The 11,723-nt window shown below is 70.8% G+C and carries 11 protein-coding genes and 1 pseudogene; 5 read left to right on the top strand and 7 right to left on the bottom strand.

Annotated elements, in window-relative coordinates:
- Window positions 1-181 precede the first annotated feature (181 nt).
- Window positions 182-652, bottom strand: a complete 471-nt coding sequence (locus tag ACIRPT_RS38815) for a hypothetical protein (RefSeq protein ID WP_403836290.1) — start codon at window positions 650-652, stop codon at window positions 182-184.
- 302 nt (window positions 653-954) lie between these two features.
- On the opposite strand from ACIRPT_RS38815, the gene ACIRPT_RS38810 reads away from it, so the two are divergent.
- Window positions 955-2,547 (top strand): translation initiation factor 2, encoded by a 1,593-nt coding sequence (locus ACIRPT_RS38810; protein ID WP_403836360.1) that lies wholly within the window; start codon window positions 955-957, stop codon window positions 2,545-2,547.
- Here ACIRPT_RS38810 and ACIRPT_RS38805 read toward each other — a convergent pair.
- The 5 genes and pseudogenes from ACIRPT_RS38805 to ACIRPT_RS38785 all read right to left on the bottom strand — a co-directional run bounded on the left by ACIRPT_RS38805 (window position 2,544) and on the right by ACIRPT_RS38785 (window position 8,012).
- The gene (locus tag ACIRPT_RS38805; RefSeq protein WP_403836288.1) at window positions 2,544-4,526 is read right to left on the bottom strand and encodes a tetratricopeptide repeat protein; all 1,983 of its coding nucleotides are present in this window, start codon (window positions 4,524-4,526) and stop codon (window positions 2,544-2,546) included. The genes ACIRPT_RS38810 and ACIRPT_RS38805 overlap by 4 nt on opposite strands.
- Window positions 4,527-4,849: 323 nt before the next feature.
- Complete coding sequence (locus tag ACIRPT_RS38800) at window positions 4,850-5,599, bottom strand: anti-sigma factor family protein (protein ID WP_403836286.1); 750 nt, start codon at window positions 5,597-5,599, stop codon at window positions 4,850-4,852.
- A gap of 237 nt (window positions 5,600-5,836) precedes the next feature.
- Window positions 5,837-6,392, bottom strand: a pseudogene (locus tag ACIRPT_RS38795) (RNA polymerase sigma factor); the annotation flags it as partial.
- A gap of 128 nt (window positions 6,393-6,520) precedes the next feature.
- Entirely contained in the window at window positions 6,521-6,946 is a 426-nt protein-coding gene (locus tag ACIRPT_RS38790; RefSeq protein ID WP_403836284.1) for a hypothetical protein, read from the bottom strand.
- Between the two features lie 340 nt (window positions 6,947-7,286).
- Window positions 7,287-8,012, bottom strand: coding sequence for a nucleotidyltransferase domain-containing protein (locus ACIRPT_RS38785; RefSeq protein WP_403836282.1), 726 nt, complete (start codon window positions 8,010-8,012; stop codon window positions 7,287-7,289).
- A gap of 419 nt (window positions 8,013-8,431) precedes the next feature.
- On the opposite strand from ACIRPT_RS38785, the gene ACIRPT_RS38780 reads away from it, so the two are divergent.
- Entirely contained in the window at window positions 8,432-9,763 is a 1,332-nt protein-coding gene (locus tag ACIRPT_RS38780) for an MFS transporter (RefSeq protein ID WP_403836280.1), read from the top strand.
- On the opposite strand, the gene ACIRPT_RS38775 is transcribed toward ACIRPT_RS38780, so the two are convergent.
- Window positions 9,674-10,117, bottom strand: a complete 444-nt coding sequence (locus ACIRPT_RS38775) for a DEAD/DEAH box helicase family protein (RefSeq protein WP_403836358.1) — start codon at window positions 10,115-10,117, stop codon at window positions 9,674-9,676. The genes ACIRPT_RS38780 and ACIRPT_RS38775 overlap by 90 nt on opposite strands.
- Before the next feature lie 260 nt (window positions 10,118-10,377).
- Between ACIRPT_RS38775 and ACIRPT_RS38770 the strand changes: the two genes are divergently transcribed.
- The 3 genes from ACIRPT_RS38770 to ACIRPT_RS38760 all read left to right on the top strand — a co-directional run bounded on the left by ACIRPT_RS38770 (window position 10,378) and on the right by ACIRPT_RS38760 (window position 11,684).
- A complete protein-coding gene (locus ACIRPT_RS38770) occupies window positions 10,378-10,611 on the top strand; it encodes a hypothetical protein (protein ID WP_403836278.1) in 234 nt (77 codons plus the stop codon).
- A gap of 38 nt (window positions 10,612-10,649) precedes the next feature.
- The gene (locus ACIRPT_RS38765; protein WP_403836276.1) at window positions 10,650-11,033 is read left to right on the top strand and encodes a hypothetical protein; all 384 of its coding nucleotides are present in this window, start codon (window positions 10,650-10,652) and stop codon (window positions 11,031-11,033) included.
- Window positions 11,034-11,168: 135 nt separating this feature from the next.
- Entirely contained in the window at window positions 11,169-11,684 is a 516-nt protein-coding gene (locus ACIRPT_RS38760) for a hypothetical protein (RefSeq protein WP_403836274.1), read from the top strand.
- The last annotated feature ends 39 nt before the right edge of the window (window positions 11,685-11,723 follow it).

The raw sequence follows: 11,723 nt of genomic DNA, 5'->3' as shown, positions 1-11,723 counted from the left end.
ACCACACTTCCCTCCCGCGGCGTCTCAGCGCCCCCGTTCAGGACCCGCAGGCTCCGCCGTCCGAGCGAGCGTCAGCGAAACGCCACCCCGTGAACTTGCCGGGCATCGCCCCGGAGCGCCGAGCCGAGGCGGTACGTCAGACCGCCGTGGAGCGCGGCGACGCCGGAGTCGAGAGGACAGGTCACCCGCGCCCGGGGGCAGGCAGGTCAAGGGCCGCTTGTGCGGCGGAAACAAAGTCCCGCTTGGCGCGCTCGAGGTGGTCCGGCGACTGTTGACGCCGCAGACCGTCAACGACCTCGCCCGCCGCGCGAGCGACTTCCACAGGGCCTTCCAATGCCACTGCGCCGAAAGCCCGTTGGAGGGCGGCGCCGTCGCCACTGACGCCGATACCGGTGCGGCTCGTCAGCATCACGACCTCCGCGGCCTCCAGGAAGGTCACGTACGTCTGACGCCGCAGATCCAGCACTCGTACCGCCCGCTGCTCCTGAAGCGTGAGGCGGACCGTTTCGAGCAGGGCGTCCGCCTGCCGATCGCCGGCGTGCCGCGCCGCCTCCGCCTGTCTGGTGCCCGCGCTCCGCGTGTACCAGCCGGTGACCAAGCTGCCCGCGAGTGCCGCGCCCGCCGCGATCAGTGCGATCCCCCACTCACCCATGGCGGCCATTCTTCCCCACCGCCACCAGCGCCGCGCACAGGTTCGACGGCGGCGGTCGGGAAACGGCGTCGCCGATCACCCACAGGCCCGGAGGTACCATCGCAACATGCCACCCGAAGAGCCGAACAGACCCGTCCTGATCTGCGGAAACGGCATGTCCGAAGGGCCGCAGATCATTAGGATTGACGCTCGGTCGACGGGTCGACGGGTCGACGGGTCGACGGGTCGACGGGTCGACGGGTCGACGGGTCGACGGGTCGACGGGTCGAGCCGTTCTGTTCGCCGCGCGTTCGGCGACCGCGCTGCACCGGCTGCTCGACGTCCTGCCGGTATTCGCCGGTGATGAGCGCATCAGCAGGCTCTTCACGCTCGTTCCCGGTTCCGACTTCGGGGTCGACGCGCTGGCGGCCCTCGAACGGCTCCACGCCCGCACCGTGCCCTGGGACGAGGCGTGTCGCGGGCAGTACGACCTGATCGTCGCGGCGAGCCCGAAGGGTGAGATCAGGCTCCTGCGCGGCCCCCGGGTGCTGCTGCCGCACGGAGCCGGCTACAACAAGACGGTCCCCGGGGAGGGTTCGGCGGACCTGGCTTCAGGGCTGGACCCGGAGTACCTGCTCCCGGGCGGCGGCGCCCTGGCGACGCTGCACGCGTTGGCCCACCCCAGCCAGATCGCCCGGCTGACGGCCCTCAGCCCCCGGGCCGCCGCACACGCCACCGTGGTTGGCGATCCGACCCTGGAACGCATCCTCGCCTCGCTCCCGCTCCGCGGCAGCTACCGTGCCGCTCTGGGAACGGGCGCGCGGAAACTGATCGCCCTCACGTCCACCTGGGGCCCTGAGTCGCTGCTCCGACTCCGTCCGACGCTGCCCGCCGACCTCGCCGCCCGGCTCCCGCAGGACGCCTACCAACTCGCGCTCGTCGTGCACCCGAACCAGCGCAGCCGGATCGGCGACTTCGACCTGGCCGAACGCCTCGCGCCCGCGCTCGACGCCGGAATGATCCTGGCCGGGCCGCACGAGGAGTGGGCCGCGGTCCTCGCGGCCGCCGACGCCGTGATCACCGATCACGGTTCGACCGCCCTGTACTACGCGGCGGCGCTGGACGGCCCGATACTCGCCGCCTACGACGGGCGCGACGAGCTGCTGCCCGGCAGCCCGATGGCCGAACTGCTGGCCCGTATACCGAGGTTGGACCATGCCGCCGACCTGGAAGCGGCGCTCGGCAGATATCAGCCGGGCACCGGGCGCGCCGCCGCCGCGTCCGCGTTCGCCGAGCGGGGGAATGCGCTGCAACGGCTCAGCCGGGAGCTCTACCGGCTGCTCGGGCTCGCCCCACCGGCCGCCCCCCTCACCACCCGGCCGCTGCCCGCCCCGGCCCCGCCCGCCCGTACGCCCTCCGCCTTCGCCGTGCGCGTCCGCATCGACGGCGACGAGGTGCAGGTGGAGCGGTTCCCCAGCCACATCGACCCGCCCGCGCATCACCTCGCAGCAGAGCACGGAGCGGCCGGTGAACGGCACCTGCAGAGCGCCGGGTTGCTGTACCGGCGCGAGGCCCGCCCTTCGACCGGCCCGTACGGCGCCGCCTGGACCGTGGCCGGCTGGATCGCGCACGCGCTCGACAGCTATCCGGGCTGCCGCACCGCGGCGGCCGTACTGTCCCCGGGGCACTGCGTGGCACAGATCCGTCACGGTGCGCTGCTGACCGTCCGGATCGAGTCGCCCCTGGAAGACGGCCGGATCGTGTACACCGACCCCGCAGCCGTACTCTCCGCGGTCCACGCGCGACTGGCCGCGCCCGACGACGGCGTGGCCGCCCTGACCTGCGTGATCGGGGGACGACCGTACCGCGTACGCCTTTCTCCCGCCGCTCCGGAGGAGGCGGCACGCCCTTTCTAGCCGAGGCCGTTGCGCACCCGGATGGCGTGGGCGGCCGCGCGGTGCTCCTCGGCCTCGTCCGGGCGCCCCGCCTCCTCCGCCAGCGCGGCGAAGGCATCCAGGATCCGCGCCTCGTCGGCCTCGGAGCCCCGGCCTCGCGCGCCGGCCAGCGCCGCCTCGTACCACGCGCGCGCCTCCTCCGTGCGGCCGAGTCCGCGCAGCACTCCGCCCAAGGCGAAACCGGTGCGCGCCGTCAGCCGGTCGCGCTTCAGCTCGACGGCCGCTCCGTGCGCCTGCTCCAACAAGAGCGCCGCCGCCTCCAAGTCGCCGAGTTCGGCCGTCGCCTGGCCCAGCCGGTACGTCTGGAGCATCACACCGTACGGGTTGGGGATGGCGCGGTGCGCTTCGCGGGACCGCCGGAAGTCCGCCGCGGCGGCGGCCCACTCGCCTTGCGCCGAGCGCAGCATGCCGCGGAACTCCACGGCCGACGCCGTCAGTTTTCCCGCCTGCGCAAAGTCCCCGAGGGTGTTCAGCGTCGCGAGCGCCCGCTCCAGCTCGTCCGCCGCTTCGTCCGTCTCCCCCTGCTCCCACAAGGGACGGGCCAGCTGACACCGCATACGGACCAACGCGGGAAGGTGGCCGGCGCGGCTCGCGGCGGCGACGCCCGTGCGGAACGCCTCGATGTCGTCGGTGCGGTGCGGGTGGTCGAGGTAGTGGGTCCACAGCGGTTCGCACAGCGCCCATGTCTCGGTGTCGAGGCCCAGCGAGTGGGCGAGACGCACGGACGCGAACAGCGCATGCCGCTCGGTGTGCAGCCAGCGTGCCGCGCGCCGCGCTCTCGCCGTGGCCTCATCGGGGCGCTCGGCGCCCTCGGGGTCCGCGAGCGGAAGGTCGGGGGCGCCCGGGACCGGCGGCACCGCATCCGCCAGGACCAGCCTCGGGCCCGCGGCGAGGGCGTCGGCCCGCTGTGCCTGCCGCAGGAACCAGAGCACGATGCGCCGCCGCGCGTCGGCGAGCCCCGTCTCGTCACCGTCCTGCAGACCCCGGCGACGGGCGTGCGCACGCAGCAGTTCGGGCAGCCGCATCCGGCCATCCTCGGTACCAAGCACATCACGTGTGTCGAGCAGGCCGGCGGTCTCCAGCTCCTCCAGCGCCTCGTCGGCCGCGTCCCGTCCGAGTCCGAGGATCGCCGCTGCGGATTCCGGAGTGAACGACGGTCCCGGGTGCTCGGCGAGCAGCCGGTACAGCAGGGCGGCCCGGTCGCCGAGGCTGCGATACGCCGCGTCCCACACCTGCTCGACCACCGGTACGCCCTTCTCGTTGAGTTCCCTCGTCAATTCGGCGAGCAGGCGCGACAGCGGCCTGCGACGGTGCTTGCGGATCCAGCGGGCGGCGACGTGCAGGGCCGCCGGCAGCCCGGAGCACAGGTGGACGAGCCCACGCGCCGCCTCCGGCTCGTCGGTGAGCCGGGGGTCCCGCACGATGAGCCGCAGCAGTTCCGCGGAATCCGCTTCGTCCAGCGGGGGCAGCTCCAGGTCGACCGTGGCGCCGTCCTCGATGTCGTACAGCGGCCCGTGGCTCGCGATGATCGCCACGCCGGCACCGGACGCCGGGAGCAGCGGGACGACCTCGGCTCCGTAGCGGGCATTGTCGATGATCACGATCAGCCGTTTGCCGTCCGTCTGTGTCCAGTACTGCCGGCAACGGGCCTTGAACGTGTGCCCCAGCATCTCCGGCCCGATGCCCAGGGAGCCGAGCATCTGGCCCAGCGCGTCGGCGGCCTCCACCGCTCCGTCCCGCCGGAAGTCGTCGAGGTCGACGTAGAGCACGCCGTCCGGGCAGCGGTCCCGCAGCGCGCGAGCGATACGGAAGGCCAGCTCCGTCTTCCCCGAACCTCCGGGCCCGCTCAGCGCGAGACACAAGGGCCGCGACCGCCCGTTCCACTCCTCGACCGCAGCGAACGCCCGCGTCTGCTCGTCCTCCCGGTTGACGAAGTTCATGATTTCCGGAGGAAGTTCATACGCCATGCGACCCGCCCGACTCCGATATCCCGTGCCAGGAAAGCCCGGTGGACGAGACCACGACCCCCGACCTGACATGCCCTCATGTACACCGCAACTCTAGGCCGTCGGGAACATCACGGCTGGTGGTCCCGCTTCATCGGCGCCGCCAGGGCGTACGGAGTCGCCCGTCGGTCGGTCGTGGTCCGGCGACGGTGGGTGGTCGTTCCGTATGCGGTGGTCAATAGGTAGTGGTCAGTAGGTAGTGGTCAGTAGGTAGTGCTCACTACGTACGACCAGCACGTAGTGAGCAGTGCCCGTGGTCACCGGGCAGCGAAGTGCGCGGTGGCGAGGACGCGGCCGTCGGCCGACGTCAGGCGGGCGCCGGAGAGCGTGGCGAGGTCCACGGGGGCGGGGGCGCCCCAGTAGCCGTCCCCGTCGCGCAGGTCGAAGGTGCCCAGCCGGACGGTCGTGCCGTCGGTACGCTCCAGCACACAGGTGACCTTCCCGTTGTACGGAACCCCGGCGTCGGCGAGATCGACGGACATGAACATCCAGCCCGGCGACCCGGGGTGCGCATAGATCTCACCGGCCGGTTGCCGATCCGCCACACCGGCTCCGGTCAGCTGCGCACGCAGCACTCCCGCCCCGACCTGGACGGGCGGCGCCGGGGCGGCCGCCCCGTGTTCGACGGCCGTGCCGAGGGCCCAGCCACCGAACCCGAAGCCGAGCGCCAGCACGGCGGCGGCAGATGCGAGCCGCAGCCGGGCAGCCCTGCGGAACCCCACGCGCCGGCGCCCGGAGCCGCGCGCGGCCACGCGTCCGTCGCGCGCCCTCGGGACCTGGCTCAACCGCCGCGCCACCCTGGTTTCGAAGCCCGCCGGCGGCTCGCTGCCGGGCAGGAGACCGAGCAGCCCGTCACCCACGAGGGCGAGCTGCTCGACGTACTCCCGGCAGTCCGCACACCGGTCCAGATGGGCGGCCGCCCCGGCGCGCTCCCGGCCCGAGAGCACGCCGAGCGCCAGCTCGGCGCCGGCCTCGTGCAGCTCTTCGCAGGTCAGGTCGCTAGACATGGTCGCCTCGCTTCGGAGACGCGGGATTCGGAGACTTGCAAATCGGAGGAGACTTGGGATTCGGAGGAGACTTGGGATTCACAGACGCGGAATGTGCAGATGCGGAATGTGCAGACGCCCCGTTCGCAGACGCGGAATGTGCAGAAGCCCCGTTCGCAGACGCCGCATTCGCAGAGGCGGGATTCCCAGCCGCCGCGTTCGCCGACGCAGGATTCCCGGTTGCGGGATTCGGCGAAGCGAGAGTGGTCCGCAGCTTTCCCATCGCGGTCCTGATCCGCGTCTTCGCGGTGCCCAGAGGGATGTGCTCGCGGTCGGCGATCTGCTGAGCGGTCATCCCGTAGATGCCCGCCATCACCAGCGCGCGGCCCTGTTCGCGCGGCAGCCGCGCCACCGCGGCCCGCAGGGTGGACGACGCCTCGTCGGCGAGCGCCCGCTGCTCGGGAGTATCGGTCACCACCTCCAACAGCGCGTCGAGGTCCTCCGGGGCGACCGGCTCCGGCCGTCGCGCACGGACGGCGTCGATGGCGAGGTTGTGCGCGATGGTCGTCAGCCAGGTCGTCACCGATCCACGGCGCGAGTCGTAGATCTGCGCGTGCCGCCACGCACGCTCGAACGTCTGCTGGGAGATGTCCTCGGCGAGCTGCGCATCGCGCGTCACCGCGAGGGCCACGCCGAAGACCATGTGCTGGAAACGCCGTACGAAGGTGACGGCGAGCTCGGGGTCGCCCGTGGCCAGACCAGCCAGCAGCGCCTCGTCCGGGATGCGTCCGACCGGGAGCTGCAACCTCTGCATGCCCTTATATACGGTCCGCCCCGGCCGGGGGATTGCCCGGCGGATACGGAAGACCACGCTCCCATTCTCCCCCGTTCCACCGCCCCATCCATGGGCCGCGATCGCGAGATCACGGCCATCGACGGCGGTTACCGAACGTGCACCGATGCGGCGGAGCGGGTGACCGTACGGGACGGCGTGAGCGTCCTGCGCGCGCCGCACCAGGCGACGAAGGCGACGAGGAACACGGCTTCGGAAATGATGGACAGGGTCCCGTAGGGGGGATCCCAGCCTTGTTCCTGGTAGTCCGGCAGCCCGACGGTACGGGACAGCGCGAAGCCGAGAATCATGCCGCCGTTGACCACCACACCCAGCAGCCACGCCGGTACGGGGTCCCGCCGCGCGAGACCTGCGGCGACGACGAGCAGCGCAACGCTGCCCACCAGGAACAGGATTCCTATGTACGGCACCTCCTGGAGATGTTCGGGAACGAGAAGGAGATGGACCACAGCGCTGAGGAGAGCGCAGATCGCTGCGGCTCCCCTCAGCCAGGCCTCAGCACTACGGGAAGACATTGAGGACCTCCTGGAACTCGCCAGGATCGGATCTACCAGAGGTACGTAACGAGCCCGAGGAATGGTTCATGATCGTCCCCACCGTGCAGGACGGGCACGAGCCCGAACGGCTCGCCGCTCGGCAAACCCCGGCAAGGCGTACCTCGATGTGCACCGTCAACGTCCACCATTGGCGTCCATCATTGACTTGCACCATTGGCGTCCACCATTGACTTGCACCCGACACGAGGAAGAGCAGCCGGCCCATCCGCATCGCTATGAGAGACGCACTCAGTCCGAGCCGCCTTCGGCTCCGGCCGTAGACCGGTTCGGAAGCATTGCCGTTGATTCATCAACCGGTTCAGGTGGGCCAGTGCTGCGTGTACCCCTCCCGCAACGGTCCGCCGAGCAGGTCCAGTACCTGCTGCACCGCGGTCGCCAATGGCGCGGGGTCGGCGCGTTCGGCCACGACTTGATGGCCTTCCAGCAGAGCCTTGCCCCGAGTCGGGTCTGCGCTGAGCAATCTGCGGGGAAGCCATTTGCCGATCCCCGTCCACGCGCCGTGGTAGGCAGTGACCAGGTGGACCGCCTCGCGCAGGGTGTGGTCGGCGAGGGAGAGCTGTTCGTACCGGTCGGCCGGTGGGGTGTCGACCAGGTCGTCCATGTAGCAGGTGAGGACGTAGCGGCCGTGTTCCCACTCCGCCGGAGTGAGCGGGACCGGTCCGGCCGCGAGCACCGCTCGAGCCAGTTCGCACGTGCGGGCCACATGGCCGTGCGGGTCGGTCAGGGGCAGGCCTTGATCGTAGATGAACAGGACCGTGCCGCGACGGCGTGCTCTGTCCCACTCGAAGAATTTCGGTACGTCGCCGACGGTGTGCAAGAACAACTCGGCCAAGCGGCCGTCGTGACGGACCACCTCCCGACGGCTGGTGTCCGAGTCCGGGAGGAGCACGGCCACGTCCAGGTCACTGGTCGGGGTGGCCCGGCCCTGAGCAGCCGAGCCTCCGAGCATCGCCCCCAGAGCGTGCGGGAAGCGCGCTGTGACCAAGCGCAAAGCTTGAGCCTTAACGGTTTCTTGGTCATCCATGGGCGTTCATCGTGCCAGCCCCGGGATTCGATCTCCAGGTGCCAGTCGCCCAGGAAGGTTGAACTTCCCTACCCTGACGAGGAGTTCGCATACGTCAGTAGCCGTCCGTGCCGGTAACCAGTCGGCGCGACCGCTGGGACCCTCGCTCGGAAGCCTCGCGAGTCGTCGGCGCGCCATGATGAACGAGCGCTGAGCCGCCACCGGCCCGGGGCGTTCTCTGGGCCGGGTGGCGCGTGCCGCCCCGCCTCCAGTTGGTGGCGGCGCCGTGCTGGGCCGAACGGGGCACCCCCGCGACCCGTTCGGGTTGCCGGGAACCCTGCGCTCCCCGTACCGCACACCTGGCCCCCACTTCCGTCGTTGGACGTGAGCGACGGACGGAACGCGGCACCAGGTGACGCAAGGAGCGGAGGCGGCAACCTATGGCGGCGAGCGAGGACGCGGCAGTGGCGGGAGACAGGGCTGCCGGCCAGGAGGCGGTGCGCACAGTGGCGCGGCGGCTGCTGCCGCTGCTGTTCGTGCTGTACCTGGTCAACTTCCTTGACCGTGCCAACATCGGCGTCGCCGCGCTGGCCATGAACGCCGAGCTGCATCTGAGTGCCACGGCCTACGGCACGGCCGCGGGGATCTTCTTCGTCGGGTACGTCATCTTCCACGTCCCGGCGGCCGCGGCCCTGGGCCGGTTCGGCGCCCGCCGCTGGCTGGCCTGCGTGGTCACCGCCTGGGGACTGTGCTCGGCCGCCACCGCGTTCGTCACCGACGCCCGCGGCCTGTACCTGGCCCGGTTCCTGCTCGGGCTGGCCGAGGCGGGCTTCTTCCCCGGTGTCGTGGCGTACCTGACCACCTGGTTCCCCGCCCGCGAGCGCACCCGCGCGCTGGCCCTGTTCCTGATGGCCATTCCGCTCGCCACCGCCATCGGCCTGCCCGTCTCCGGTCTGCTGGTCGAGCACTCCCACCTGCTCGGCCTCAGCGGCTGGCGGGCGATGTTCCTCGTCGAGGCCGCCCCGGCCGTCGTACTCGGAATCGCCGCACTGCGCCTGCTGCCGGACTCGCCGAGCCAGGCATCCTGGCTGACGACCGGCCAACGGCAGGCCCTGGCCGCCGAGCTGGCCAACGATGCTCCCTCCACCGTCGCGCACCGCGCCGTCTTCGGCCGCGTCGCGCACTTCGGGCTGGTGCACGCGGGACTGTGCTTCGCCGCCTACTCGCTGCACTTCTTCCTTCCGCAGGCCCTCTCCGGCCTCTTCCCCGGCATGGGCACCTCCGGGGTCTCCGCGCTCGCCGCCCTCCCGTACGTCGTCGGGGCGCCCGTCATGCTCTTCTGGAGCCGCCTGAGCGGCCGGGAGGGCCGCCGGGCGTCGCTCATCGCCGTGCCCGTCGCGGCCGCCGCGCTCGCCGCCGCCCTGGCCGCACTCTCCCGCCTGCCCGTACTCACCCTGGCGGCGCTCACCGTGACGGTCGCCGGGGGCCTGGCCGCGGCACCCGTCCTGTGGAACCGGTGCACCGGCGCCCTGGCCGGTCCCCACGCCGCGACCGCCATCGCCGGCATCAACGCCCTCGGCAGTCTCGCCGGCTTCGCCGGCCCCTCCGTCACCGGACGCCTCGCCGATGCCACCGGCGACTACAGCGTGGTCTACGCCGTGCTCGCTTGCGCCTTGGCAACCTCATGGGCGGCCGCCCTCCGGCTCCCCGCCGCCCCGGCAACTCCCGCCGTCCGGCCGACGACCGCGGTACCGGACGGTCTGGCCGGGTGACGGGAGGGCGACGATCCGGCGACCGGCGCACGGCGCGTCCCGTCCGCTCGACCGCTCGAACGCTCCCGAAGGCTGATGCCGTGGCCGACGAGCGAGGGACTCCTGGTCCGAGGCCGATCGGAAACAACCTCCCCAGAAACTCCCCAGCTCCCCAGTTCCCCAGCTCCCGAAGCAGCACGAGCTGATGATCGTGGGCGACTCGCTGCGGGTATCGGCCAGCAGCAGCGAGGCGGCGAGCACCATCAGCAGTGTCTTGCCGGAACCCTGGTGATGCCAGATCCGGCCCTTCTGGCCGCCGGCTGAGACTCGCTCGTAGATCAGATGGGCGGCTTCCATCTGCGGGTAGCGGGGCAGGCGCTGCCCCGCCGCAGCTTCTGCCCCTCCTGCTCAGTCAGACCCTGAACCCTGACCGGCTCTGCCATCCCACCTCCCAACTCCCCGTGACGAACAGACGTGTCGTCACATCCCACCGGCGCAAGGTCAGTCGACACCCATCCCGGTGATCGTTTCCGGTCAGGGCACTGGCTCGCGATCACAACAGAGCCCGCCATGGCGCGCGTCGGGGCGTGGCTCGATGATCCCAACGCGCAGGGCCCACGCGCCTTTTGCAGTTCATGCACGTAATCCATGAGGCTGCCAAGAGGCCGACGATCTCCTCCCTGGTGGCCAGCGTCTCCGGCCTCATCGCCCAGACCGCCAGTCAGAACTTCGACGTCCAGAACAGCTACTCGCTCGACCGTACGGTTCCGACCAGCCTGCGCCCCCGCCCTGCGCCCGGACGCACCGCCGAGCAGCTTGCCTCCACCGGAGGTGAACCACTCGGGCCGCTGCGGCGTGAGTTAGGTTGACCACCACCGACAAGATCGGCACCAAAGGAGACAGCACCGTGACCGATTCCGATCAGGCAGGGAACAACCACGTCCTGCCTCCCACGCCTCCCCCAGCACCTCCGCACTCCGGCGCTGCGGACGGTGCACCGCAGCCCGTGCCGACGAACGAGGCCGAGGCGCTGGAGATCGGCCGACGGCACTTCCCCCGGCTCGGCTCAGCCGGCGGCCCCGTCGGCCTGTCCGTCCATGAATTCGACATCGGCTACCTGATCCGGGCCGGCTGGCCGCGCCGCGAGAACCCCACCGCCCGGCCCTCGCAGCCCGGAGGAAGCAACGTCGTCATCGCCAAAGCCGACGGCGAGGTGACCTTCCTGCCCAACTACCCCCCGAAGGAGGCGGTAGCGCTCTACCACCGCCTCCGTAGCCGGAGGACAACCTGAGGCCTGCGGCTGTCGTAGCGTCTCGGTCCACGGGGCGGCACCATCGCCCCAGCGCGCGTGGTGAGTTGTCAGTGGGACCCGTTATGCTCAACCTTGAAGTTAGCTTTACGTAACCATTGCGAGCGCGGGGGCGTTGTGGGCGGGGCAGGCGGGTTCCAGACCGATGTGGAGTCCCTCAAGGCTGAGGGCACCAACTTCGTGAAGCTCGGCGAAGACTTCTACTCGTCGGTGGAACGGCTCATGAACGGACTGAACAAGCTGGGTGCAGGGCCGCCCGCCGACCCCAGCAAAGAAAAGCAGCCCGAGGAGAAATCCTTCGGCGAGCAGTTCTGGAGCGGTCTGACCTCCTTCGCCAGCAAGGAGGGCGCGCCCCCGTGGGGTGACGACGAGATCGGCGAAAAGTTCGGCGTCGTCTACGAAGGCGTCCGCGACGGCATGAACGAGTCCATGGGCCACCTCTCCTCCAAACTCCAGGAAATCGGCAAGGCCCTGACCTCCATGTCCAAAAACTACGCCGAAGGCGAAGACTTCAGCGAGTCGCTGATCAAGCAGCACGTCAAAAACGAACAAGCCTGGCAGGACCCGACCAAGCAGAAGCCCAAGGGCACCTTCTTCCAGGCCCGCCTGGAGGACCCGCAACAGCAGCGCTAACACGGCCACCGCGCCAAATCCTTGGTGAGAGGCGGCCCA

The sequence above is a fragment of the Streptomyces sp. NPDC101227 genome (assembly GCF_044767545.1).
Classification (GTDB): domain Bacteria; phylum Actinomycetota; class Actinomycetes; order Streptomycetales; family Streptomycetaceae; genus Streptomyces.
The sequence above is the reverse complement of the archived record's forward strand: the minus strand, read 5'-3'. Positions and strand labels throughout refer to the sequence as shown.

What these genes read in the sequence shown, in the direction of transcription:
- ACIRPT_RS38805 (WP_403836288.1), bottom strand. Translation starts at nt 4,526, where the DNA reads ATGAACTTCGTCAACCGGGAGGACGAGCAGACGCGGGCGTTCGCTGCG.
- ACIRPT_RS38770 (WP_403836278.1), top strand. Translation starts at nt 10,378, where the DNA reads ATGCACGTAATCCATGAGGCTGCCAAGAGGCCGACGATCTCCTCCCTG.
- ACIRPT_RS38800 (WP_403836286.1), bottom strand. Translation starts at nt 5,599, where the DNA reads ATGTCTAGCGACCTGACCTGCGAAGAGCTGCACGAGGCCGGCGCCGAG.
- ACIRPT_RS38790 (WP_403836284.1), bottom strand. Translation starts at nt 6,946, where the DNA reads ATGTCTTCCCGTAGTGCTGAGGCCTGGCTGAGGGGAGCCGCAGCGATC.
- ACIRPT_RS38815 (WP_403836290.1), bottom strand. Translation starts at nt 652, where the DNA reads ATGGGTGAGTGGGGGATCGCACTGATCGCGGCGGGCGCGGCACTCGCG.
- ACIRPT_RS38780 (WP_403836280.1), top strand. Translation starts at nt 8,432, where the DNA reads ATGGCGGCGAGCGAGGACGCGGCAGTGGCGGGAGACAGGGCTGCCGGC.
- ACIRPT_RS38785 (WP_403836282.1), bottom strand. Translation starts at nt 8,012, where the DNA reads ATGGATGACCAAGAAACCGTTAAGGCTCAAGCTTTGCGCTTGGTCACA.